This is a genomic window from Paenibacillus sp. J22FR83, assembly GCF_059691955.1.
This window is the reverse complement of record NZ_JCAUAM010000011.1, coordinates 149,165-173,099: the sequence shown is the minus strand read 5'-3', so window position 1 is coordinate 173,099 and position 23,935 is coordinate 149,165. Positions and strand designations below refer to the sequence as shown.

Sequence of the window (23,935 nt, the reverse complement as noted above, 5' to 3'; positions counted from 1 at the left end):
TCAGCTGATGTGGGCTTTTTGCTGCATTACCGTAAAATTTCAATGCTCACGCGATAGGCTTTGGCGATGCCGTGCATCAGCTCCTCGAACTGTCGATCAACAATATACACGTCGCGGTGCTCAGCGTCCTTATATTGTGCAATGAGGTGCTCTTCCACCTGAAGAGCTGCTTGATCAACGTCAACAGGGGAACTATTCGCAGTAAAGCGGAAGGGGATCACGATTTTATCGTACAAATAATTATGCTCTGCGCGACTAGTGAACCCGTAGTCACTAAACAGATCCGTCAACTCAGCCGATTCATCCAGAAGGCGAAGTTCCATCATAGATGTCTCAATATGAAAGTGGTCCATCACTTCAAGTGCGGCACGTTGCTGTTCTTCATTGCTGACAATTAGCATTTCTTTATCACGATCGAATAACTGGGCTTTGCCGGCAAGCGCTTTGACGACTTGGGCATAGAAGCCAGGTATTTTCCCCTCGGGTAAATCCATCATTAAACCTATCTTGAATTCCATTTTTGATGATCCTCACTTTTCCATGCATTATCCCTACTAGTTTACAGAGATAATTTGAGTTTAACAACTGCCACGCCTTTTTTGGTTTCGACACTGGTTACATCGAGGTAACTGACTACTTTTTTCGGTACAAACCCAAGTGAGAATTCCTTGGTAAAGTCCTCAATGGTTGTATCAGGCAGCTTGAAGCTATTAAATTCTAGATTATCAACAACAAATCGTATTTCATTTAGTTTTTCAGCGTTCGTAAGAAGGACGAAGTTACCTTGTATAGCTATCTGCAAGTCACCTTTTTTACCAGTCGCGATCATAGAGCCATCTTTGAATTCGAAATTTAATGATTTCAGAAGCTCACTCTTGGAGTGAAGATACGTATTGAAATCGGTATCTGTGAGATTGATAATTGGCGTAGTCGAAGTCATGCTAATATATTTGCTATCTCCCATCAAGAATTGCGGCAACTCACGGAAAGCCGTGGATAAATTGTCTAAGTAATCTCTGGCCAAAGGCAAACCCTCTTGCTTCCATTGATCATTCAAGCTTTTAATTTGCGTTGCAATGACTTGAGCTTGGGCACTGACCGCCAATTGTTTATCCAATTCTTCTTGGAGTATAACGAGTCTCTCGCGCTGTTGTAGAAATTTATCTTTGGTAACTTGTAGATCAGTCCTAGCAGTCGCGAGTTCCGTTTGCAACTTGGTGAGCTGCTGGAAGGAATCCGTAAACTTCGCGAGTGAGCGATGGTCATTCGTGACGATCATTTGTAAGTATTCGAACATGCGTAAGACGTCGGTGAAAGAGTTTGCTGCGAATAGCAGCATCCAGATGGAGTCTCGATCTCCTGTATAGTAAGCTCGGAGCACTTTACCTGCATGCTTGCGAGTTGCATCCACATTACCGCTTTGTTTTACGATATCTTGTTCATTCTGTTTAATCTGCTCGCCGATTTTGGCATCCTGCTCATTGAGTCGAGCGACCTCTTTATCGATTTCGAAAATCGTGAGCCCTTTCTGAAGCAGCTCTTTGGCTTCGTCTTGAGATGATTTGGTTTCTTCGGCTAAAGCACCGCCATAAGGCAATGTAAGTTGTGCTAATAAAACAATGGATAACAGCAAGGCTGTGAGTTTTTTAGAATTCATTGATGGTATTCTCCCCCTATGAATAGATTATCATATTTCTATTAAATGAAGCACAAAAAAATACTTACCTTTGGGGAAAGGTAAGTATTTAACCTTGTTCCTATTTTTTGGGCGCAGGCGTTAAGAGCTTAAGAATATCATCGAAACTCTTCACCTTAGCAGGAATTTCCTTAGTCAGAGCAGTACCTTGATTAATCGCATCATTGGTTTGATGAAGTGTAATGTGATTGTCGAGGGCTTTGCCGTCTAGGGTCACTGTGAACGTGATATCGAGTGTTTGATCACGAATAAACCCCTGATCGTCAATTGCAATCTTCATGCTGCTCGGTGCTTTAATTGCAATGCCGTTCATCCCGTTTTTCTTGAGCGCATCTGCTTTATCGGCAGGCAATAAGCCGTTGGTTTGTAAAGTGCCGATGAACTCTGGTAACTTGGCTTGGAATTGTGTATTTATGTCTTTGACATTTTTGGCAGTTACATCAACTTGTATCGATTTGGCTGAGGATCCGTCTGCTAGTTTAATGGGATCTTTGGCTTGTTTGAACCATTTGGCATCGAGTCCATCAAAAACCAATTTCGTAAGTGCTGTAGAAACTTGAGGTGTATTTTTCAATGTGTCAGCTGAAAGTGGACTAGGCGATGTACTGCTCATTTTGGCCAAATCAATGGCGTAGAACTCATCCCCTGTCTTATTTAAGGCTGGCATATTAAAATATAATAGGCTATCTTTAATGAGAATTGGTATATCGATAGGCGATGTAGATCCCTTGGGCGTTATACGTAAATCTGATTGATACTGAAGTGGATCTACTTGACTAATTCCTTTCCAAGTAATCGTGCTCTCTCTAATCAAAGATAACAACCCGTTCGTAAGAGGGTTAGCTGATTTCATGAGACCATCACTAATTGCGAGAGTTGTGCTTCCATCAAACGTATACGATTTCAGTTCCGATTGTTTGTTAACGGATTGTTGAAATGCTTCTTTAACTTGCGTATTGTCTGTACAAGCGGTCAACGAGACTAGGCCAATTGCCGTAATTGCTGTTAGGGTCATCCATTTTTTTGTCATGCGGGCTGTCTCTCCTTCCATAATCCTTTATCATTATAAGGGTTTCTTATTCATTTGTCTGTAAGTAAAGAACTGGGGGTTATACAATCGTGAATCAAGTAGGATCTGCTAGCATTACAACTGTACTGAAGGAACGAATTAGTTTGACTCGAGATCAACGAATATCCTTTCGAGACTATATGGAAATATGCTTATACGAGGATGCTGTCGGGTATTACCGGAAGGATCGAATAAAGATTGGCAAGCAAGGAGATTTCTATACAAGTTCTTCCATAGGGACAGTAATGGGTGAAATGGTAGCCACTTTCATATATAAACATTTGCAAGCCCAAGTCAATCATCCTCTTCCAATTGAAATCGTTGAATGGGGTGGAGGGAATGGGCGAATGGCAAGCCAATTGCTTGATGAAATGAAGCGGGTTGTACCCGATATATACAAATGTATTACGTATACTCTTATTGAATCGAGTGAGTATCATCGAGGGTTGCAACAAGATCAGCTTGTGGAACATGTGGAACGTATTCGTTTCCTGGATGAATCCGATTGGCTCAGTGAGCCCCCGCGCGATAATGTGTTTGTATTGGCGAATGAATTATTGGATGCCTTCCCGGTTCACCGTCTGCAATACAAGGATAGGGCCTTTCATGAATCGTATGTGACTTGGCAGGATCATGAAACCTATTGGCAAGAAATTTGGTCACCACTTGAGCCTGGACGCATATTAGACTATCTAAATGCATTAGAAGTTCAATGGCAAGATGGGCAGATATGCGAAATGAATCTAGATGCCATAGATTGGTATGTCCGACTATCGAAACGGATGCTAAGCGGGTGTGTAATCGCCATTGATTATGGTGACGTAGAAGAAGAGGTGTACGCCTCTCATCGGCTTCAAGGGACATTAATGTGCTATCGGAAGCATGAGGCTCACGATAATCCTTTTATCGACCCTGGTGAACAGGATATTACGGCACACGTTAATTTCAGTTTATGTCAGAAGGCAGCGGTTTCTGCAGGTTTTGATCCATTCGTGTTTCAGACGCAGCGTCAGTTCTTAGTTGAGCAGGGTATTTTGGAAAAATTGCAAAGTCACTTTGATCCGAATCCATTCAGTGAGGTGTCCAAAAGAAATCGGTCGATCCGCCAATTGCTGTTAAGTGATGGCATGAGTGAATTGTTTAAAGTGTTTATAGCTATTAAAAAAGGTGAACCGGCATAATGCCGATTCACCTTTTTGTTTGTCATCAGTGTTAGATGGACATTTTGAAAAATGACCAATACGTAAATCCGCTGAAGGAGATAATCATATATCCCCAGAACAGCAATATGTAAGTACGTTCTGACAAGCGCATATAGCCTAGAATGACGAATACGGCAGTTTGAAAAAAGAAAATCAGAGACATAGGTATCATATCGCCAGCTAAGCTCATTAGTGCGATAACAAGTGTCCAAAACCCTAGAACCCGAAACATGCGATCCATTCTCGTTACATCCCCCTCTCGTACCACGTTGCACAATAACTACAACACATTATACCGTTTGATCTAAGTGGTGTAAACCGTCAAACGGTGACGAAATTGAAAACATTTCATCATATAGACGTAGTATGTCTTTTTATACGAATCCCATGTATGAGTGTCAAAAAATTTGGCAATACCATTTAGTATCAAATAGATTCTATGAACTCTAGTACGGGCATAGAAATAGTAATAATGGCAACGAATCAATTGTTATCTGACTGACTAATTGATTCTTATTTATGATGTATCCGCAGGTAGGAGAGAATTTGATCAGGATTCGAAGCTCCCGAAAAGGAGAGACTTTGCTCTCCGACCAAAGATCCCTATAATTTGTTAGGAGGTTTGGCCTTATGTCGGCTATTAGACAAGATGCTTGGAGCGATGAAGACGACTTAATTTTAGCGGAGTTGACATTGCGTCATATCCGAGAAGGAAGTACACAACTATCTGCGTTTGAAGAAGTTGGCGAGCGCATTGGAAGAACCGCAGCAGCGTGCGGATTTCGTTGGAACAGCTTTGTGCGGAAGAAATATGAAGCAGCTATACAAATTGCCAAAGCGCAGCGTCAGAAACGGACGCAGCTGAAAAAGCATGCCCCGGTTTCTATTTCCGGATCTTCTTCCATTGGTTTATTGGATAGTCCAGATGTATCTACCGGCAAGAATGAAGTATTTACAGAAGAAACGTTATCCATTGATGCTGTTATTCGTTTCTTACGTCAATGGCGCAGCACCTACCAGGATATGAATCGTCATATCAAAACGTTGGAAAAAGAACTGCAGGATAAAGAGGACGAACTCGATAGACTTGGCAGAGAAAATAATAAGTTGAATAAACAAGTCAATGAAGTTGAAACCGATTATCGTGTTGTAAATGATGATTATAAAGCGCTTATTCAAATTATGGACCGTGCCAGGAAAATGGCCTTTCTCGTTGAGGAAGAAGAAGAAGAGAAGCCGCGTTTCAAAATGGATGCAAATGGTAATTTGGAAAGAGTCGATTAATCTTTATTTGGCTTAGATGGAAAGCTGCAAATCAAGGTGAGCCTTGGTTTGTGGCTTTTTTGCTGTATAATAATGTCTACTAAGATAAAGGTGGTAGTTATATGCATATCATGATCATCGGAGCAGGCTCTCTCGGCCTTCTTTTTGCTGCTAAGATCGCTCCTATTTGTTCGCAGTTAACGGTAGTAACACGATCTGAAGAGCAAGCTAGAGAATTGACCGAATGTGGTATTCAAATCGTAGGGGAGGACTCGCAAGAGCCGATTCTAGAGAAGTCTATCCGATTCGAAAGCTATTCCGAGGCGATGATCGAAGGTGCAAGTCCACTTGCGCGGCAAGTCGATTATATCTTCCTAATGGTGAAGCAGCCGTCAATTTCTTATGAACTTATCAACTATATGCAAAGTCAAATGACTTCTCGCACCTTCCTCATATGCTTTCAAAATGGCGTTGGCCATGAAGTGAAATTAAGCCAAGCTATTGGGTGGGATAAGCTTTTGTTTGCCGTCACAACAGAAGGGGCCAAACGAGTAGGTCCTGCATCTGTCAAACATACAGGACATGGAATCACATATCTTGGAGCGTTGCAACCGGATCGTATTGAAAGCTCTGATGATCAACATATTTTCATTGTACAGATGTTAGAGTTAGCAGGATTTCGTGCGGAATTGTCGAAAAATATGGAGGTCAGAATTTGGAGTAAGTTAGTCATTAATGCGGTTATTAACCCGCTTACAGCTATTCTTCGTGTTCCAAATGGTGGATTACTCCGTTCAACTTGGCGTCTTTCCCTTATGAAAGATCTGTATCAAGAAGCGCTTGGTTTGGCTAGTGCCAAAGGTATAGAACTTCCTGCAGACTTATGGGATACCATTCAAGCTGTATGCGAGGCGACACAATCGAACCATTCCTCCATGTTGCAAGATATCGAAGCTTCGCGACTTACAGAAGTTGACTATTTAAACGGCAGTCTAGTGAAGATGGGCAATGAAATGGGACTTGAACTGCCTGTACATAGCTTGGTGTATAGATTGATTAAAGCGATAGAAAATTAAGAGGTGAAACCTTTTGCTGAATAGTTTCGTTAGTCTATTATCTACCATATATGCCATGTTGGCTGTGGCGCCATTTATCACGTTTGTATTAGTGTGGTTCCTCATCTTCTTATTTCTGAAGGATAAGAAGATGACGACGCGGTTTACTATGGATGTCACGACTTTGTTTCTGCTAGGGTCCGTTTCTTTGATGTGGAATAAACTTTTTCATACCCAATTTGGGTTTTGGTTAATTGTCCTAATCTTATTAATTGCTTTCGGTATCATTGGGGGTTATCAAAATCATTTGAAGGGGAAAACTAATTTAATCAAAGTAGGCAGATTGGTATGGCGGCTTAGCTTTGTTGGCTTATCTGCGCTATATATTCTGTTGTTTTTCGTCCATATAGGTAAAAACTACCTTTTTTCAACATAGCAATCATTAGAATTTCCAATACTTAGATATAATGGGCAATAATTAAGACGATGTTTGTAATATTTATTTGAGATTTGTAGAAAATAACAAAGAATATCGTCTAGATTTTATTGACCTATGGTTGTATAATTAAAAATCGTGAAGGTAAATTTTTTTACCCATTATTTATACAAAGGTAAATTAATTGTGGACAAACTCTATGTATATGTTATAATTCCTTGCGTAGACTCTAGTAAATTTTTTTACCAGAGGTTTGAGGGATATAAACTTACATTAGAAAAGCGGTTTCATTGGTTTTTGGGTTGAAGGTGCGATGTTTGTGTTATGAAAGCTGACAAATCACCTAGCCATAGATGTCTAGACATACATATTTTAAAGGAGGAGTTTATATGAAAGCGACAAAGTGGGTTACTACAGCAGTAGCATTAACGCTTATGGGAAGTGTAGCAGTTGGTTGTGGTAAAAGTGAGGAGACTCCAGCGGTATCACCAACAGATGGTACAAAAGGTACTTCGGCACCGGCTTCCAACAAACCTCAAGAAATTAAAATCAATTTCTCTGCTGAGCCTCCGATTATGGACAGCTCCAAAGCAACTGCGAATGCTGCTTTTACTTTCATTAGCGCATTTAACGAAGGTCTATATCGTACAGATAAAGATGGTAAAGCAGTAGCTGGTCTTGCGAAAGATATGCCTAAAATCTCTGCTGATGGTTTGACGTACACAATCGACATTCGCGACAATGCGAACTGGTCTGATGGACAACCAGTGAAAGCTCAAGATTTCATTTATTCCTTTAAGCGTACATTGGATCCTGCTACAAAAGGGCAATATAGTTTCGTAGTAGCATGGATTAAAGGTGGAGAAGCGGTTACTAAAGCGAAAACTCCTGAAGAAGTTAAAAAAGCACAAGATGCGCTTGGTGTTAAAGCAATCAGCGACAAGCAAATTGAAATTAAACTAGAAAAACCAGTTGCATTCTTTACACAAATGCTTGCATTCGGAACTTTCTTGCCACAACGTGAAGATTTCGTTACGAAAGCTGGCGACAAATACGGTGCTGAAGCTGATAAAGTAATCGGTGCTGGTCCGTTCATTTTGAGCAAATGGGATCATGGCCAAACACTTGAGCTTGTTAAAAATGAAAAATATTGGGATGCTGCAAATGTGAAATTAACAAAAGCGACAGTCAACATTGTTAAAGACACAAATACAGGCCTTAACCTATATGAAACAGATGCGGCTGATTTGACTGAAATCAACCGTGACCAATTAACTTTGTACAAAGGAAAACCGGACAACCAGCCTAAACCTGAGTTGACGAACTCCTACTTGATGTACCAAGTGAAGAAACAACCAGCACTAGCGAACAAAAAAATTCGTCAAGCGCTTGGTATGGCAATCGATCGTCAAGCTTATGTAGATACAGTTCTTGCTAATGGTTCCGTTGCTTCCACGGGTCTAGTGCCAGGTGGTACTTCTGACGGTGCTGGCGGTGAATTCCGTAAAACAGCAGGCGACACGCAACCGGCTTTCGATGCTGCTAAAGCAAAAACATTGCTAGCTGAAGGTTTGAAAGAGCTTGGCTTAACAGCTCTTCCTAAAATGAAAGTGAACGCGGATGATACAGAAACTGCGAAAAAATCACTTGAGTTCATCCTTGCACAATGGAAACAAAATCTTGGTTACGTAGCAGAAGCGAACCCAGTTCCTCATGCATTGCGTATCGAGCTTTCCTCCAAAAAAGATTTCGATATCGTTCTTTCCCTATGGGGCGCAGATTACAACGATCCAATGACGTTCTTGGATATGTGGGTAACTGGCAGTGAGTTTGACGAAGGTGATTACAGCAACCCTGAGTACGATAAACTTGTGAAATCCGCTCAAACGGAAACAGATACAACGAAACGTGCTAAGTCTTTGGTTGAAGCTGAGAAAATCCTTATGGATGATCAAGGTGTAGCTCCTTTGTACTTCCGTACTCGTGCATACCTGAAAAAGACCAATATTGATGGTTTGATTCTTCCATCATTTGGTCAAGAGTGGGAATTGAAATGGGCTTCAATTAAGTAATCTTATCAAGTAGTTTAGAGCAGAAGGGGCCGTTCGCACCTCGTGGGAGCGGCCTCTTCTAACTTTCTTGTCTTATAATTTAATAAAGGAGGAGCAATATGATTAAGTTCATTCTTCGCCGTTTCCTATATGCGCTTATTACGTTATGGCTAATTGCAACATTTACTTTCGTTCTAATGAAAAACTTGCCAGGTAATCCATTAGGAGAAGGCGCTGAGAAGATTCCGAAAGCTACGAGAGATATGTTGATGAAGCAATATGGTCTTGATAAGCCATTGTGGGAACAATACTTAACATTCATGAACAATATCATCCATGGCGATCTAGGAGCTTCCTTTCAATTCCCTGCTCACAAAGTTACGGATATTATCAAACAAGCTTTCCCATCATCCTTAGAACTTGGATTAATTTCAATTGTGATCGCAATTGTTGTTGGTTTAACTTTAGGGATCATTGCAGCCTTGAAACATAATAAAGCTGGGGATTATACAGCGATGTTCATTGCGATTCTTGGTGTTTCCATTCCGTCTTTCGTACTTGGGCCGATGCTTTCTTATTATGTAGGTGTAAAGTGGGGGATTCTACCTGCTGGTTTATGGAAAGGTCCTGAATACAAGGTGTTGCCAGCAATTGCGTTGTCTTTCGGTACTATTGCCATTTTGGCGCGGTTAATGCGTACGTCAATGTTAGACGTTTTGAATCAAGATTATATTAAAACAGCGAAATCAAAAGGTTTGTCAACTATGACAGTTGTAGTTAAGCATACAATTCGTAATGCGATATTGCCGGTTATCACGATTATAGGCCCAATATTTGTAAACGTCATCACAGGTACGTTAGTTGTTGAACAAATTTTTAGTGTACCAGGTTTGGGTAAACATTTTGTATCGTCTGTATATTCGAATGACTATACAATGATTTCTGGATTAACGATATTTTACTCAGCAATTTTGATTGTCGTTATTTTTATTACTGATATTGTGTACGGCTTAGTAGACCCTAGAATTCGTCTTGGGAAAGGCGGGAAATAGTTCATGCAAACTCCAAAAGATTCAACAGAGACTAACTTCAAGTTTGCTCCCGTTGCAAATAAATCTTTAACTGGTGAAGTCATTGTTAGGCCTTCGCTCAATTATTGGCAGGACGCTTGGAGACGACTTAAGAAAAATAGACTGGCTATGGCTGGCTTAATTATACTGGTTGCTTTGATCGTACTATCGATTATCGTGCCATTTGTTTCAAGCTACGATTATCAGACGCAAAACTTAAAGCTTAAAAATGCAGTACCAAGCAGTTCGCATTTCTTTGGAACGGATGACTTCGGCAGAGATGTTTGGACACGTGTGTGGTGGGGTACCCGAATCTCGCTATTTATTGGTATTACAGCGGCTTTGATTGACTTAGTAGTTGGTGTTATTTACGGAGGAATCTCTGCGTATTACGGTGGGAAAGTTGATGAAGTGATGCAACGTTCCATTGAGATTGTTTACGCGATTCCATTCTTGTTGATCGCCATTCTATTAATCATGGTTATTGGTTCAGGGGTTTCTTCCATTATTATTGCTTACAGTATTACAGGCTGGGTTCCCATGGCACGGCTTGTACGTGGGCAAATGCTTACGCTTAAAGAACAAGAGTTCGTATTGGCTTCTCGTACACTGGGAGCTTCTCCCATGAGAATAATTATGCGTAGTTTGATCCCTAATGCGCTTGGTATAATTATTGTACAGATCACATTCGTTGTGCCATCTGCCATTTTTACCGAAGCATTCTTAAGCTTTATCGGTCTTGGTGTAAAGCCGCCGCTGGCATCGCTAGGCAACTTGTTGTCAGACGGCGCTAACTATATTCGGTTATATCCGCATCGCCTTATTTTCCCGACGATTGTGTTCAGCTTAATTCTATTGAGCTTCAATCTACTCGGCGATGGGCTTCGTGATGCGCTAGATCCAAAAATGCGCAAGTAAGAAGGGGTGAATCATAATGAGCACCAAAGACAATTTACTAGAAGTAAAAGATTTGAGAGTTTCATTCCATACTTATGCGGGTGAAGTTCAGGCTGTTCGCGGCGTATCTTTTTCTTTGAAAAAAGGTGAAGTGTTGGCGATTGTAGGTGAATCCGGCTGCGGGAAATCCGTAACGGCACAAACGCTCATGCGTTTAATTCCTACTCCGCCTAGTTATATAAAGAGTGGCTCTATCATGTTTGATGGCAAAGTGGATATTACGAAGCTTTCCAACAAACAAATGGAGAATATTCGTGGCTCAGAAATGGGTATGATTTTCCAGGATCCAATGACTTCTTTGAATCCAACGATGAAAATCGGTGATCAGATTACAGAAGGTTTGATTAAACACGAAGGTTTAAGTAAAAGCGCTGCAAGAGACAAAGCGATCGAGATTCTAAAACTTGTTGGAATCAATTCGCCTGAAGGTCGTATTCATCAATATCCACACGAACTTTCCGGTGGTATGCGACAACGTGTTATGATCGCAATTGCCCTTGCATGTTCGCCGAAACTTCTGATTGCAGATGAGCCGACAACAGCACTGGACGTTACTATTCAGGCGCAGATTATTGATTTGATGAAGAAAATTTCTGTCGAAACGGACTCATCCATTATCCTGATTACCCATGATCTAGGCGTTGTTGCTGACATGGCTAAGCGTGTTGTTGTTATGTATGCAGGTAAAATTATTGAGCAAGGCACCGTAGATGAAATATTCTATGAGCCGCAACATCCATATACATGGGGCTTGCTTCGTTCTGTGCCGCGGTTGGATACGAACACGAATGAGGAGCTTGTACCAATTCCAGGTACGCCGCCAGATTTGTTCGCTCCACCGAAAGGGTGTGCGTTCGCAGCTAGATGTCCGTATGCGATGAATCACTGTTTGGAAGAAGATCCAGCTCATTCCGTGCTATCTGAAACACATTCAGCCGCTTGCTGGCTGCTTCACCCGGATGCGCCGAAGGTTGAACGTCCTGTAGGAGTGGGAGGTAATAGGCATGTCTAAAACATTAGCGAAGTCTGAAAAACCGATTTTGCAAATTCGCAATATGAAGAAGCATTTCAATCTTGGAAACGGCAAGGTTTTGAAAGCCGTAGACAACTTTTCTATAGAAATTAAACGTGGTGAAACGTTTGGACTTGTTGGCGAATCTGGTTGCGGGAAATCCACAGCTGGAAGAACCATCATTAAGCTTTATGATGCAACGGAAGGCGAAGTCATTTTCGATGGCGAAGATGTTCATAAGCTGACAGGGAAAAAGTTGAAGGAATTCAACCGGAATATGCAAATGGTATTCCAAGATCCTTACGCATCCCTGAACCCGCGGATGACGGTAGGAAATATCATTGCTGAAGGTATTGATATCCACGGTCTATACAAAGGTGCCCAGCGCAAAGAGCGTGTTATGGAATTGCTCCGCGCAGTTGGTTTGAATGATGAGCATGCAAGCCGTTTCCCGCATGAATTCTCAGGCGGCCAACGTCAGCGTATCGGGATTGCTCGTGCGCTTGCGATTGAGCCGAAATTCATCATCGCAGATGAGCCGATTTCTGCATTGGACGTTTCCGTACAAGCGCAAGTCGTTAACCTTTTCAAAAGATTACAGAAGGAAATGGGTTTAACGTATTTGTTTATCGCACATGACTTGGCGATGGTTAAGCACATCTCTGACCGAATCGGGGTTATGTACTTAGGGAGCCTTGTTGAAGTAACGACATCCGATGAGCTTTACGCAAAGCCATTGCACCCTTACACACAATCTTTGTTATCTGCGATTCCGATCCCAGATCCAGAAATTGAACGTACGCGTGAGCGTATCATTCTTCAAGGTGATGTGCCGAGTCCGCTCAATCCGCCAAGTGGTTGTCCGTTCCGTACGCGTTGCCCACAAGCGATGGCGAAGTGTGCAGATTCCATGCCGCCAAGCAAAGAAGTGGAACCAAATCACTTTGTAGCTTGTCATTTATACTAATCAGGTTAGCCGTCCCGAAAGGGGCGGTTTTTCCTCGTAGTTAGATAAGCGCATAATTGTAATTAGAAAAAATACAGTTTTGACGATTTCAGAGCTACCGTGTACAATCAAAGGATAGATGTTTTATTTGTTATGAAGAGGAGAAACTGGTCGCATATGCAAATGGAAACTTTTCATTGGAAGAAAAATCAGACTTTGGCGGAAGATTATATAACAGATAAAGGCAACGCGAAATCGTTGTTCCCTTATCATTTTACAAATGCGGAAGATTGGCAAGGTCGTGTCGGTTGGCTAGACGGAGCCGTGAATGCTCCGCATGTCGATCGTAAGCGGCTTGTAGAGGTGCTAGAAGCCTACAATAGACGTGTAGGGAATACAGAAGTGGCACTTGAGCATATCGCGGCATTAGGGGACGGGCAGACGCTTGCTATCGTCGGTGGTCAGCAAGCTGGATTGTTTGGCGGACAGTTAATGATTCTTTACAAAGCCATCACGATTATTCAGTTAGCCCGGGAATGGCGCACCAAGTTGCAGCGCGCAGTTGTCCCGATTTTCTGGATTGCTGGCGAGGATCACGATTTCGATGAAGTCAATCACGTTCATGTGTTGTCGAACACGCAGCACATTGAGAAATTGAAGGTAGAGCATCCTTCCGGCATTAGAACTTCCGTGAGTCGCTTGCCACTGACCTCAGAAGCATGGGAAGAGGCCTTGCATAAGTTAGATCAATCATTAATGGATACGGAATTCAAAGCCTCATTATTAGATAAAATGCGTTCAGCTGTTCAAGATGGAGCGACGCTTTCAGATGCTTTTGCTCGTTGGATGGCGATGCTGTTTGGTGAGTATGGGCTTGTGTTGATCGATGCCGATGAACCTTCGGTTCGTGCATTAGAATCATCTATGTTTGAGAAATTGATCGCGCAGAATGAGTCATTTGCTGCTTCCTTAATGCGCAGTCAAGCTGAAGTTAGCCAAGCGGGATATGGAATACAAGCAGAAATTCATGAGGATGCTGCGAATCTCTTTGTATTCGCTGAAGGTGCGAGGTTGCTGCTTCATCGTGAGGGTGAACTTTTTGCGGATAAGAAAAATACGGTTAAATATTCGAAGGTAGATTTGCTTGCGAAAGCAATGTCGACGCCTGAACAGTTGAGTAATAATGTCATGTCGCGTCCGCTTATGCAGGAATTTCTGTTTCCCGTTCTGGCGACGGTTTTGGGCCCGGGGGAGATTGCTTACTGGGCGCTGACCAAGCAAGCGTTTGAGCATTTTCATATGCGGATGCCGATTGTGGTGCCGCGCTTGGAGTTCACTCTGATCGAAGGTACGATCAAGAAACAGATGGACAAATATGAGCTCACTTTGACGGATGTTCTGGAACGCTTCGATGAGAGGAAACAAGCTTGGTTGGATGCGCAAGACACGCTTCAGCTTAACGAACGCTTCCAGGCTGTTAAGGAATCCTTCTTAAGCACATACGCTCCTCTAGTTGAGTCTCTTGGTGGGATTAATCCGGGCGTCAAGAAACTTGGCGATACGAACCTAGCCAAGATCGTGGAACAAATCGATTACTTGCACCATAAGGCAAGCGAGGCGTCGCATACGCAATTCGATGCTGCAATCAGGCAGCTGGACCGGGTTCGGTTAACGATTTTTCCGTTAGCCAAGCCACAAGAAAGAGTGTATAATGGGTGTGCTTATCTTAATCGTTATGGGAATGTTTGGCTCCAACAATTGCTTGAGACGCCAATACCTGTAGACGGCACGCATCGTATCTATTATTTGTAGGAGGAACGAACATGACAACGGCAACAAATAGTATTGTAACTGATATGGCGCTAGCGCCAGATGGTCATTTGAAAATTGATTGGGTTCAGGCGCATATGCCTGTGTTGAATCGCATTCGTGAGCAATTTGAGAAAGAACAGCCTTTCAAAGGTTTGAAAGTAACAATCTCCTTGCATTTGGAAGCTAAAACAGCTTACTTAGCTAAGGTTGTTAAAGCTGGTGGAGCTGAAGTTACAATCACAGGAAGTAACCCCCTGTCCACGCAAGATGATGTATGTGCGGCGCTTGTTGAAGATGGGATCACGGTATTTGCCAAATACAACCCAAGCCCAGAAGAATACAAAGAGCTACTAATTAAATCCTTGGAATCCAAACCAGATCTCATTATTGATGACGGTGGCGACTTAGTCTCCCTTCTTCACTCGGAACGTAAAGATCTAGCTGTCAATGTGCGCGGTGGTGCTGAGGAAACAACAACGGGTATTCTTCGTTTGAAAGCGATGGAGAAAGAAGGGAAGCTTGGTTTCCCAATGGTTGCTGTTAATGATGCCTATTGCAAATACTTGTTTGATAACCGCTATGGTACTGGCCAATCCGTTTGGGATGGCATTAACCGTACAACAAACCTAGTCGTTGCAGGTAAAACAGTTGTTGTAGTTGGCTATGGCTGGTGTGGTAAAGGTGTGGCTATGCGTGCTAAAGGCTTAGGCGCTAACGTCATCGTGACTGAAATCGATGCGATCAAAGGCGTTGAAGCATATATGGATGGTTTTGCCGTTATGCCAATGATTGAAGCAGCAAAATTAGGTGATTTCTTCGTTACCGTTACTGGAAACCGCGATGTTATCCGTGGCGAACACTACAAAGTGATGAAAGACGGCGCGATCCTATCGAACGCAGGTCATTTCGATGTTGAAGTGAACAAACCTGAGCTAGAAGCTTTGTCTTCCTCCAAGCGCACAGTTCGTCGTAACATTGAAGAGTATCAGCTAACAGACGGTCGCAAAGTGTATATCTTAGCTGAAGGTCGCTTAGTTAACCTTGCTGCTGGAGATGGACATCCGGCTGAAATTATGGATATGACGTTTGCACTCCAAGCGATGTCCTTGAAACATGTGAATGATACGTATCAAACACTAGGAAATACCGTTGTTAATGTTCCTTATGTGCTGGATGAGCAAGTTGCTCGCTTCAAGCTTGAATCCCTAGGTACAAGTGTAGATGCCCTTTCCGATGAGCAAAAGGCTTACCTAGACAGTTGGGATGAGCACTAGAAGATAAATGAAATAATGAAGATGCCCTTTGGTCCACTGATGTGGATTGAAGGGCATTTTCGTTTGAGTTTGTTAGAGAAGAAATTAACTACATGAAATACTTTAATCGAATACAACTACTGTCTGTTGAGCTAACAAACTACGCACTAACCAATCCGCGAAACGACTCGTGACTTGACCCACGGACTGACTCATGAACGGTGATCGGGGGCAAGGAGGGCAAATAGATGGAAATTGTACAGTTAAGTATTATAAAAGTTGCAATTTCTGCCCCGCAAAACTAGCCAACCTCACTGACCAAATCAACCCGCGAGCTCCACCCCAACTCCACAAATACTCTTAAATACCAATCACTCCGCAGCCAGTAACCACTCAAGCCTCACTCCGTTCACACAACCATTCCATCAGTCGCAAAAGACTTTATCTCTTTTATTTCAATCTACATTGTTTCCGTGCAACTTTCGAGTTCGTTATTCCGTTTGAAGGGTGTATATCCTATAAATGGTAATAAGGGGGCGTGTTGCAATGAGAATAAAGAGTAGAGCAAGCTTAGCGGTTGGGGTCGTCTTGTGTATGTTGGTGTTGGGCGCTTTGGCAGGATGCAGCACATCTTCTAAGAGCGAACAATCTGCATCTATGGCAGATTCCAAAGGTGAAATGAACAGCGTCCAAACCTCTGGTGCGACAGCGGATCAGTTTGCCAACAAAGATGTAAACGCAAGTAATGCCGCTCCAGCAGCTATTGCGAAGGAATCCACAACGATAGCTCCAACCACGGAGGGAAAAACCGCTGCGCCAAATGCTGTGATACCGGCAACTGGCAACGATCAAGAAGCAGGCTTCAATCGCAAACTTATTTATCGGGCCAATCTCGTTATGCCGGTCGAAGACTACAGTAGGGCTCAGACCCAGCTGCGGGATCTCGTTGCACTAAGCGGGGCTTACATTTTGCAGTTCTCCGAGAGTGCGAATACGGGTGAAAAGGGTGGGACGTATACGATTAAAGTCGCAGCGAATGGATTTGTATCTATGCTGGACGGCCTAGAAAAGATAAGTCCAGCTCTTCAAAGGAACGTACAAGGACAGGACGTAACGGAAGAGTATGTTGACCTTAGCTCGCGTTTGACGGCAAAACAACTCGTTGAGTCCAGGTTGCTAAGTTTTATGGAAAAAGCATCGAAGACGGATGATTTACTAGCATTTTCGAATGAGCTTGCCAAAGTGCAAGAGGCGATTGAGCAAATCAAAGGTAGAATGCGGTACTTAGATCAAAATGTTTCGTATTCTACAATAGAGCTGCGGATGTATCAACAAACGGGTAAAAAGCCGCTGTTATCTGACCCGAATGAACTAACTTTAGCGGAGCGCGTTGAGAAGGCATGGGGCTCCAGTCTGAATGTATTGATTGCTGTCATGCAAGGCGTCCTCGTTTTCCTCGCAGCCGCGGTGCCGGTTCTAGTCATTTTACTGCTTATTGCCATTCCAATTTGGGTATACAGACGCAAACGGAATGAACGATTAAGGGAATTAAGAATCCACCTGAAAGAACAACAAGTATCTGAAAATGCACTTGAAGTTACGGAACAAGGAACAAAAGGCACAGAATAGACCCAAAAAACGAAATAAATTTAATTAATCCTGCTAACTAAGCAGGATTTCTTTTATTTTTAGCGAATTATGATTCAAATGTGGTGAAAAGTGGTACAAAGTGGAGGGAAAGGGGGGCTTGATGCTATGTTTATGGGAGAATATCAACATAGCATTGATGAGAAAGGCCGAATGATCGTACCGGCTAAATTCCGTGAAGCCCTTGGCGAAGCTTTTGTCATCACACGTGGTCTTGATCAGTGCTTATTTGTATATCCGCAATCCGAATGGTTAATTCTCGAACAGAAGCTGAAAGCATTGCCATTAATGAAGTCAGATGCACGTGCATTTACCCGGTTTTTCTTCTCTGGTGCCACAGAATGTGAGCTTGATAAGCAAGGCAGAGCCAACATTCCGAGCAATCTTATCGACCATGCCAAGTTAGAGAAAGATTGTGTTGTCATCGGAGTTTCTAATCGTGTGGAGATTTGGAGTAAGCAAGTTTGGGAAAGCTATGCCAATGAGTCTGAACAATCATTTAATGAAATAGCAGAGAAGCTGGTCGATTTTAATTTTGATCTATAGAAATTTTGAGTAAAGAATAGGCTTACGAAGTCAGTTTTGCCAAGGCGAAACTTTTAGGAGGACAACTAGTGTTTCATCATGTGACTGTACTTAAAGAAGAATCTGTAGAAGGTTTACATATAAAACCAGATGGTGTGTACGTGGATTGTACGATGGGAGGCGCGGGGCATAGCTCGTTAATCGCATCCAAACTAGGACCAGAGGGGCTGCTCATTGCCCTTGATCAAGACGATATTGCTTTAGCTAATGCGCAGACGGTGCTTGCTCCTTATCTAGACCGCGTAGCGATCATCAAAAGCAACTTTAGAGAAATCGAACATGTACTTCGCGGTGTGCCCAAAGCAATGAAGGATGGCAGGCCCCAGGTTGATGGCATTCTGTTCGATTTAGGTGTATCATCTCCACAGTTGGATGATGGTGATCGCGGATTCAGTTACAACCATGATGCTGAACTTGATATGAGAATGGATCGGGATACAGAACTGACGGCCAAAACGATCGTTAATGAATGGCCAGCTGACAAAATTGCTAAAGTGTTATTCGAATATGGGGAAGAAAAGTTCTCGAGACGAATTGCTGGTGTCATTGTAGAAGCAAGAGAGAAGAAGCCGATTGAAACAACGGGAGAACTCGTGGAATTGATCAAAGAAGGGATTCCAGCTGCCGCAAGACGGACAGGGGGGCACCCGGCCAAACGAAGCTTCCAAGCGTTACGAATCGCTGTGAATGACGAGCTGGGCGCATTTGAAGAAGCGCTGCAACAATCACTTGATTGTTTGGCGCCTCAAGGACGCATTGCAGTCATTACATTTCACTCCTTAGAGGATCGCATTTGCAAACAATTTTTTGTGAAAAATGTGGAAAAATGTACGTGCCCGCCTGCTTTTCCAATGTGTGTATGTGAGAAGCTTGGGGATTTGAAGCTCGTTACACGGAAACCGATTCTACCTAGTGAACATGAATTAGAAGTCAATCAAAGAGCCAGATCGGCGAAATTAAGAATAGCAGAAAAGCTTTGACCAAGGGAGGAATAAGCGATGTCATATATTCAAGGCAATTTGGCACTTGATCCGAAACGGAAACCGAATTCTGGGCAACGTGTGAAGATAAAAGAAACAACGAAGGTTGTTTATCGCAACTCCTCATTGCCAGCGCAAGAGAAAATGCTCTATTTATTCACAGTCGTACTCTGTGTTATTGTTGCAGGTGTAATCATTTGGCGGTTTGCTGCGATCTATCAGATGAATGCGAATATTTTGAAAATGCAAGGTGAAATCCGTGAAATTCAAGCGCAGAACAGTGCGCTCAAACAAGAAGTAGAGAAGTTGCAAAGTCCTGATCGTTTAAAAGAGGAGGCAGTACGCCTCGGGTTTAATTTACAAGATACGAAGCAAGGTAATGTTGTCGCTCAATCATCTTCATCTACGAAGACGAAATCTAGTACTACTACTGCAACAACGAGTGGGAAAAATACGAAAACAGCTTCTAAACCGTAACAGGCAGGTACTCATATGACAAAAAAAATTAAGTTACGTTCTTTGCTACTTGGAGGGTTTTTTACCCTTCTTTTTGTTGTCCTCATGGTTAAAGTCTATTGGATTCAAGTAGTAGATGCTTCTTGGTTGCTAGAGAAAGCAGAGAAGCGATGGGAAACAGATAAAGTACTGGCCCCTGTACGCGGTTCAATTTTGGATCGCAACGATAAGGTGCTTGCTGTAGAAGCAACCGCTTATACGATTGCACTGAATCCGAAAGTGATTGATGCGTTGCACATTGCTGAGGATGTGACGCAGGGGCTGGCTGACATTTTGAAAGAATCTGAAGCATCCCGTGCAGAGCTAGTTGATAAAATCCGCAAGTTTTCGACAAAAAGGAATTTGGACGGAACGGATTTCGCTGCGAACGTCGAAGTGAGAAATGAAGGCTGGAAGATTGAGAAAGAGAAAGCGGATCAAGTTCGCGCGCTCATTACCAATTTGCAAACGAAACTGGGCACCAAGAAAAGTGTGGGTATCTCGATTTTGGAAGATGAAAGGAGATACTATCCTGGTGAAACTTTGGCTTCCCATATTCTGGGGTATACGAATAAAGAAGGCGAAGCCGCACTTGGGATGGAGCTTAAACTCAACGATACGCTGCAAGGCGTTCCCGGTATGCTAAGCTATGAAAAGGATGGTAAAGGGGTGGAACTTCCCGATGCCAAAGTCAACTTTAAACCTGCGGAAGATGGAAAAAATGTCAGACTGACAATCGACAAAAACATACAGTTTTATCTAGAGAGCGCGTTAGCCAAAGTAAATGACAAATGGCACCCGAAAAGCCTGACAGCCATTGCTGTTGATCCGAAGACTATGGAAATTCTTGGTATGGCAAATACACCGAGTTTTAATCCGAATACGTACTGGAATTACGATCCACAGAAAGATTTTAGAAATGGCGCCGTCGCTTCTCGGTATGAACCTGGGTCTACGTTTAAACTAGTTACCCTTGCGGGAGCTGTGGAAGAGGGACTGTTTAATCCCGCAGAAACCTATCAATCCGGGGCGATTAAAGTCTCAGACCGTATACTCCATGACCACAATCTCGTTGGTTGGGGGAAAATTACTTTCTTAGAAGGATTGAAGAGGTCAAGTAACGTTGCTTTTGTGAAGCTAGGCATAGAGAAACTAACGCAGAATAAACTGCGTGATTATATTAATAAGTTCGGATTTGATCAAAAAACGAATATTGATATGCCAGGTGAAGTTAAAGGGCTTATTGATATGAAATATCCCTCTGAGTATGCAACAGCAACCTACGGGCAAGGGAAAGTCGTTGTAACGGCTATCCAACAAACCGCAGCGTATGCAGCGATTGCAAATGGTGGGAAATTGATGTGGCCGCACATTGTGAAAGACATTCTTGATCCCAAAACAGGCAAAGTTATCACGGCGTATGAACCACAAGTAATTAGACAAGTTGTGAGTCCGCAAACGGCAACGCAAGTGAGCGGGTATTTGGAACAAGTCGTATCTGACCAAGAAGTAGGGACTGGTAAGCTTGCTTACATGGAAGATTATCGCATTGCTGCCAAGACGGGGACAGCCAATATCGTACTTCCTGGTGAAAAAACGTACTCTTCCGATACGTGGGTTATCTCTTTTATTGGCTATGCGCCCGTTGAGGATCCACGGATTCTAATCACCTTGATCGCTGATCAGCCTGATCTAGGCGGAAACTATCATTTGGGCGGACAAGTGCTAGCGCCAGCATTTAAAGAAATTGTTGGTGAGTCTTTGCAATATATGGGCGTTGCCTCCAGTAAGAAGCCGAAAACGATCACCAAAGAAGCGAATCGCCTTAATGTACCTAATATGATGGATGTTACTTCGACAAGTGCGAAAGACACTGCCAAAGATATTGGCCTATCGCTCGAAGTGTTTGGAAAAGGTGAGAAAGTGGTCGATCAGTTCCCGAAGGCGGGGACACAGATTTTATCAACGCAGCATATTTATGTTGCCATGCAGCCTGTTGAGGAGATGCCGCTTCCGAATCTAGTAGGCAGATCGCTTCGAGATGCGGTTGAAACGTGTTCCTTTTTCAAAATTGACTGTCAAACTTCAGGAGAAGGCTACGTGTCGGAACAATCCGCTGACGGAGAAGGGCGTGGCGTCACGCTGCAACTTAAACCACTAGGTAATAACGCAGACACAACAAGCGGTTCGAGCCCTGTTGCAACACCTGGAAGTACACCGACACCGTCAGCAACGCCGAGTGTCAAAACGGAAACACAACGTACGACAGCAAGTAAGCAACGTTAATGAACAGCTTGTTCTAACCCCTGTTTGTCCCGAATAGTCATGTTAGGAATGAACATGACAATAGTGGGAAGGGAGACTGAACGTTCATGCGGGCTTCTAACGTTACCGTTCGTCGGAGATTGTTTACGGCGTTAATTATTGGAACTGTCATCTTTACTGCACTTATCATCCGCTTAGCTTATGTCCAGCTTGTAATTGGACAAGATCTAGCGAAGAAGGCTGAGGACAGTTGGCGAAGAGAAATCGCATTTGCCCCGAAGCGGGGTGAAATTCAAGATCGCAACGGGTTGACTTTGACTTATAGTATGAGCACGCCGACGATTATCGCCATTCCCGTGCAGATTCAAGATGCCCGTGCCACGGCTGCTAAGCTTGCAGAAGTGCTAGAAGGCAACGAAGAAGATATTTACAAACAAATTACCAAAAAAACGTCGCAAAACAATATAAGACCCTCTGGCCGTAAGATTTCGATTGAGAAGGCACAAGAGGTCAGAAAACTAGAATTGCCAGGTATCGTCGTAGCCGAAGATAATAAACGTTATTATCCCTATGGGTCATTAGCGGCACATATCCTTGGATTTGCGGGAATTGATAAAGGGTTGACGGGAATCGAATCGAAGTATAATTCACAGTTGACTGGTTTGGCAGGCAATATTGCCTATATGACGGACGCAGCTGGCCGGAAATTAGCTGGCACAACGGATACGTACACGCCACCCAAAGATGGGCTCAACGTGAAATTGACCATCGATAGCCATTTGCAGTCGGTGATGGAACGTTCGCTTGATCAAGCGATGGTACAATATCAAGCGCAGAATGTCATTGCGATCATGATGGATCCGAATACCGGAGAGATCTTATCGATGGGCAGCCGCCCAACCTATGATCCAGGCAATTATACGGAGTCGCCGGCGGAGACGTATAATCGAAATTTACCGATTTGGAAAACGTATGAGCCTGGTTCTACTTTCAAGATTATTACGCTTGCTGCAGCGCTGGAAGAGAAGAAAGTTGATCTCAAGAATGAACAGTTCTTTGATCCAGGTGCCATTGAAGTTGGCGGTGCTCGGTTGCGTTGTTGGAAGCGTGGTGGACATGGCAGCGAAACGATGTTGCAAGTTGTTCAGAACTCTTGTAACCCAGGGTTTGTCGTGATGGGACAGCGGTTGGGGAAAGAGAAATTATTTGATTATATTTCCCGATTTGGTTTTGGTAAGAAGACGGGAATTGACCTTGGCGGTGAAGAGAATGGGATTATGTTCAAACCATCGCAAGTAGGGCCTGTGGAATTGGCAACAACCGCATTCGGACAAGGGGTTTCGGTTACGCCAATCCAACAAATTACAGCGGTGTCCGCAGCCATTAATGGCGGCAAGTTGTTTAAGCCCTATGTGGCGAAGTCGTTCTCCAATCCAGATACGGGTGAAGTTGTCGATGTGGTCGAGCCTGAACTCGTGCGTAATGTCATCTCGGAAGATACGTCCAGACAAGTGCGTGAGGCGCTTGAGAGCGTTGTAGCGAAGGGGACAGGGCGGAATGCCTTTATTGATGGCTACCGTGTAGGCGGGAAAACAGGAACAGCCCAGAAGGTTATCAATGGACGTTATTCACCTGATGAGCATATCGTATCATTCATTGGTTTTGCGCCAGCGGATAATCCGAAGATTGTTGTGTATGCAGCTGTGGATGATCCGAAAGGCATTCAATTCGGTGGCTTGATTGCAGCTCCATTGGTCAGAGATATCATGGCGGATGCGCTGCGTTACATGAAGGTTGAACCGGACAAAAATCAGCTTGATAAAGAATATCGTTATGGTGAAATTCCAGTCGTTGAAGTTCCGGACTTGGTTGGAGCGTCAGTTGATGATATATTAGAAGACCTGAATATGAATTTTAAGCTCGCCAAATCAGGAAATGGGAAATATGTTATCTCGCAAGCGCCTAAAGCAGGTTCACGTGTGGATCAGGGTTCAACGATTCGAATTTTCTTATCTAATGTGGATCCAGAGAAATAGCGATTTTACACATGTCTCAAAAAAAGATTCACGAATAAGACATGTTTAGCTTTTCTACTCGCATAAAATTGTCCATAATAGATAGATAAATCTAGGAAGAGAGGG

The 23,935-nt window shown here is 43.2% G+C and carries 21 protein-coding genes; 17 read left to right on the top strand and 4 right to left on the bottom strand.

The features are described from left to right. Window positions 1–26: 26 nt before the first annotated feature. The 3 genes from AC58PV_RS20670 to AC58PV_RS20660 form a co-directional block, all read right to left on the bottom strand. Window positions 27–518 carry a hypothetical protein gene (locus tag AC58PV_RS20670; protein WP_497434256.1) on the bottom strand — a complete coding sequence of 164 codons (492 nt, stop codon included), beginning with the start codon at window positions 516–518 and terminating at the stop codon, window positions 27–29. A 41-nt stretch (window positions 519–559) separates the two neighbouring features. Further along, window positions 560–1,657, bottom strand: a complete 1,098-nt coding sequence (locus AC58PV_RS20665) for a hypothetical protein (protein ID WP_497434255.1) — start codon at window positions 1,655–1,657, stop codon at window positions 560–562. Window positions 1,658–1,757: 100 nt separating this feature from the next. Beyond that, entirely contained in the window at window positions 1,758–2,726 is a 969-nt protein-coding gene (locus AC58PV_RS20660; RefSeq protein ID WP_497434254.1) for a hypothetical protein, read from the bottom strand. An 89-nt stretch (window positions 2,727–2,815) separates the two neighbouring features. On the opposite strand from AC58PV_RS20660, the gene AC58PV_RS20655 reads away from it, so the two are divergent. Then, window positions 2,816–3,946, top strand: coding sequence for a class I SAM-dependent methyltransferase (locus AC58PV_RS20655; protein ID WP_497434252.1), 1,131 nt, complete (start codon window positions 2,816–2,818; stop codon window positions 3,944–3,946). A gap of 31 nt (window positions 3,947–3,977) precedes the next feature. Here AC58PV_RS20655 and AC58PV_RS20650 read toward each other — a convergent pair whose 3' ends face one another. Continuing rightward, a complete protein-coding gene (locus AC58PV_RS20650; protein ID WP_028558057.1) occupies window positions 3,978–4,208 on the bottom strand; it encodes a DUF2626 domain-containing protein in 231 nt (76 codons plus the stop codon). A 389-nt stretch (window positions 4,209–4,597) separates the two neighbouring features. Here AC58PV_RS20650 and AC58PV_RS20645 point away from each other — a divergent pair, with 389 nt between their 5' ends. From AC58PV_RS20645 to AC58PV_RS20570, 16 genes are all read left to right on the top strand, one after another. Further along, on the top strand, window positions 4,598–5,251 hold the full coding sequence (locus tag AC58PV_RS20645) for an RsfA family transcriptional regulator (RefSeq protein WP_497434251.1): 654 nt from the start codon (window positions 4,598–4,600) through the stop codon (window positions 5,249–5,251). 101 nt (window positions 5,252–5,352) lie between these two features. After that, complete coding sequence (locus tag AC58PV_RS20640; protein WP_497434249.1) at window positions 5,353–6,306, top strand: ketopantoate reductase family protein; 954 nt, start codon at window positions 5,353–5,355, stop codon at window positions 6,304–6,306. A 13-nt stretch (window positions 6,307–6,319) separates the two neighbouring features. After that, window positions 6,320–6,721, top strand: coding sequence for a DUF3397 domain-containing protein (locus tag AC58PV_RS20635; RefSeq protein WP_497434248.1), 402 nt, complete (start codon window positions 6,320–6,322; stop codon window positions 6,719–6,721). Window positions 6,722–7,110: 389 nt separating this feature from the next. Continuing rightward, window positions 7,111–8,793, top strand: coding sequence for a peptide ABC transporter substrate-binding protein (locus AC58PV_RS20630; protein WP_497434246.1), 1,683 nt, complete (start codon window positions 7,111–7,113; stop codon window positions 8,791–8,793). 98 nt (window positions 8,794–8,891) lie between these two features. Then, window positions 8,892–9,824, top strand: a complete 933-nt coding sequence (locus AC58PV_RS20625) for an ABC transporter permease (RefSeq protein WP_497434245.1) — start codon at window positions 8,892–8,894, stop codon at window positions 9,822–9,824. Window positions 9,825–9,827: 3 nt separating this feature from the next. Beyond that, window positions 9,828–10,760 (top strand): ABC transporter permease, encoded by a 933-nt coding sequence (locus AC58PV_RS20620; RefSeq protein WP_497434244.1) that lies wholly within the window; start codon window positions 9,828–9,830, stop codon window positions 10,758–10,760. Window positions 10,761–10,776: 16 nt separating this feature from the next. After that, the gene (locus AC58PV_RS20615; RefSeq protein ID WP_497434243.1) at window positions 10,777–11,811 is read left to right on the top strand and encodes an ABC transporter ATP-binding protein; all 1,035 of its coding nucleotides are present in this window, start codon (window positions 10,777–10,779) and stop codon (window positions 11,809–11,811) included. Continuing rightward, window positions 11,804–12,778: an ABC transporter ATP-binding protein gene (locus tag AC58PV_RS20610; RefSeq protein WP_497434242.1), complete on the top strand. Its 975-nt coding sequence runs from the start codon at window positions 11,804–11,806 to the stop codon at window positions 12,776–12,778. The genes AC58PV_RS20615 and AC58PV_RS20610 overlap by 8 nt, the downstream gene beginning before the upstream one ends. Before the next feature lie 156 nt (window positions 12,779–12,934). Continuing rightward, complete coding sequence (bshC, locus tag AC58PV_RS20605; RefSeq protein WP_497434240.1) at window positions 12,935–14,569, top strand: bacillithiol biosynthesis cysteine-adding enzyme BshC; 1,635 nt, start codon at window positions 12,935–12,937, stop codon at window positions 14,567–14,569. An 11-nt stretch (window positions 14,570–14,580) separates the two neighbouring features. Beyond that, the gene (locus tag AC58PV_RS20600; protein WP_497434239.1) at window positions 14,581–15,843 is read left to right on the top strand and encodes an adenosylhomocysteinase; all 1,263 of its coding nucleotides are present in this window, start codon (window positions 14,581–14,583) and stop codon (window positions 15,841–15,843) included. A gap of 525 nt (window positions 15,844–16,368) precedes the next feature. After that, window positions 16,369–17,451: a DUF4349 domain-containing protein gene (locus tag AC58PV_RS20595; protein WP_497434237.1), complete on the top strand. Its 1,083-nt coding sequence runs from the start codon at window positions 16,369–16,371 to the stop codon at window positions 17,449–17,451. A 126-nt stretch (window positions 17,452–17,577) separates the two neighbouring features. Continuing rightward, the gene (gene mraZ, locus AC58PV_RS20590; RefSeq protein ID WP_497434236.1) at window positions 17,578–18,015 is read left to right on the top strand and encodes a division/cell wall cluster transcriptional repressor MraZ; all 438 of its coding nucleotides are present in this window, start codon (window positions 17,578–17,580) and stop codon (window positions 18,013–18,015) included. 68 nt (window positions 18,016–18,083) lie between these two features. After that, the gene (gene rsmH / locus AC58PV_RS20585) at window positions 18,084–19,034 is read left to right on the top strand and encodes a 16S rRNA (cytosine(1402)-N(4))-methyltransferase RsmH (RefSeq protein ID WP_497434235.1); all 951 of its coding nucleotides are present in this window, start codon (window positions 18,084–18,086) and stop codon (window positions 19,032–19,034) included. An 18-nt stretch (window positions 19,035–19,052) separates the two neighbouring features. After that, on the top strand, window positions 19,053–19,511 hold the full coding sequence (locus AC58PV_RS20580; RefSeq protein WP_497434234.1) for a septum formation initiator family protein: 459 nt from the start codon (window positions 19,053–19,055) through the stop codon (window positions 19,509–19,511). A 15-nt stretch (window positions 19,512–19,526) separates the two neighbouring features. Next, the gene (locus tag AC58PV_RS20575; RefSeq protein ID WP_497434233.1) at window positions 19,527–21,815 is read left to right on the top strand and encodes a penicillin-binding transpeptidase domain-containing protein; all 2,289 of its coding nucleotides are present in this window, start codon (window positions 19,527–19,529) and stop codon (window positions 21,813–21,815) included. An 86-nt stretch (window positions 21,816–21,901) separates the two neighbouring features. Next, a complete protein-coding gene (locus AC58PV_RS20570; RefSeq protein ID WP_497434231.1) occupies window positions 21,902–23,830 on the top strand; it encodes a stage V sporulation protein D in 1,929 nt (642 codons plus the stop codon). The last annotated feature ends 105 nt before the right edge of the window (window positions 23,831–23,935 follow it).

What these genes read in the sequence shown, in the direction of transcription:
- AC58PV_RS20575 (WP_497434233.1), top strand. Translation starts at nt 19,527, where the DNA reads ATGACAAAAAAAATTAAGTTACGTTCTTTGCTACTTGGAGGGTTTTTT.
- AC58PV_RS20645 (WP_497434251.1), top strand. Translation starts at nt 4,598, where the DNA reads ATGTCGGCTATTAGACAAGATGCTTGGAGCGATGAAGACGACTTAATT.
- mraZ (WP_497434236.1), top strand. Translation starts at nt 17,578, where the DNA reads ATGTTTATGGGAGAATATCAACATAGCATTGATGAGAAAGGCCGAATG.
- AC58PV_RS20625 (WP_497434245.1), top strand. Translation starts at nt 8,892, where the DNA reads ATGATTAAGTTCATTCTTCGCCGTTTCCTATATGCGCTTATTACGTTA.
- bshC (WP_497434240.1), top strand. Translation starts at nt 12,935, where the DNA reads ATGCAAATGGAAACTTTTCATTGGAAGAAAAATCAGACTTTGGCGGAA.
- AC58PV_RS20630 (WP_497434246.1), top strand. Translation starts at nt 7,111, where the DNA reads ATGAAAGCGACAAAGTGGGTTACTACAGCAGTAGCATTAACGCTTATG.
- AC58PV_RS20615 (WP_497434243.1), top strand. Translation starts at nt 10,777, where the DNA reads ATGAGCACCAAAGACAATTTACTAGAAGTAAAAGATTTGAGAGTTTCA.
- AC58PV_RS20580 (WP_497434234.1), top strand. Translation starts at nt 19,053, where the DNA reads ATGTCATATATTCAAGGCAATTTGGCACTTGATCCGAAACGGAAACCG.
- AC58PV_RS20600 (WP_497434239.1), top strand. Translation starts at nt 14,581, where the DNA reads ATGACAACGGCAACAAATAGTATTGTAACTGATATGGCGCTAGCGCCA.
- AC58PV_RS20595 (WP_497434237.1), top strand. Translation starts at nt 16,369, where the DNA reads ATGAGAATAAAGAGTAGAGCAAGCTTAGCGGTTGGGGTCGTCTTGTGT.
- AC58PV_RS20665 (WP_497434255.1), bottom strand. Translation starts at nt 1,657, where the DNA reads ATGAATTCTAAAAAACTCACAGCCTTGCTGTTATCCATTGTTTTATTA.
- AC58PV_RS20650 (WP_028558057.1), bottom strand. Translation starts at nt 4,208, where the DNA reads ATGGATCGCATGTTTCGGGTTCTAGGGTTTTGGACACTTGTTATCGCA.
- AC58PV_RS20620 (WP_497434244.1), top strand. Translation starts at nt 9,828, where the DNA reads ATGCAAACTCCAAAAGATTCAACAGAGACTAACTTCAAGTTTGCTCCC.
- AC58PV_RS20660 (WP_497434254.1), bottom strand. Translation starts at nt 2,726, where the DNA reads ATGACAAAAAAATGGATGACCCTAACAGCAATTACGGCAATTGGCCTA.
- AC58PV_RS20670 (WP_497434256.1), bottom strand. Translation starts at nt 518, where the DNA reads ATGGAATTCAAGATAGGTTTAATGATGGATTTACCCGAGGGGAAAATA.
- AC58PV_RS20640 (WP_497434249.1), top strand. Translation starts at nt 5,353, where the DNA reads ATGCATATCATGATCATCGGAGCAGGCTCTCTCGGCCTTCTTTTTGCT.
- AC58PV_RS20570 (WP_497434231.1), top strand. Translation starts at nt 21,902, where the DNA reads ATGCGGGCTTCTAACGTTACCGTTCGTCGGAGATTGTTTACGGCGTTA.
- AC58PV_RS20610 (WP_497434242.1), top strand. Translation starts at nt 11,804, where the DNA reads ATGTCTAAAACATTAGCGAAGTCTGAAAAACCGATTTTGCAAATTCGC.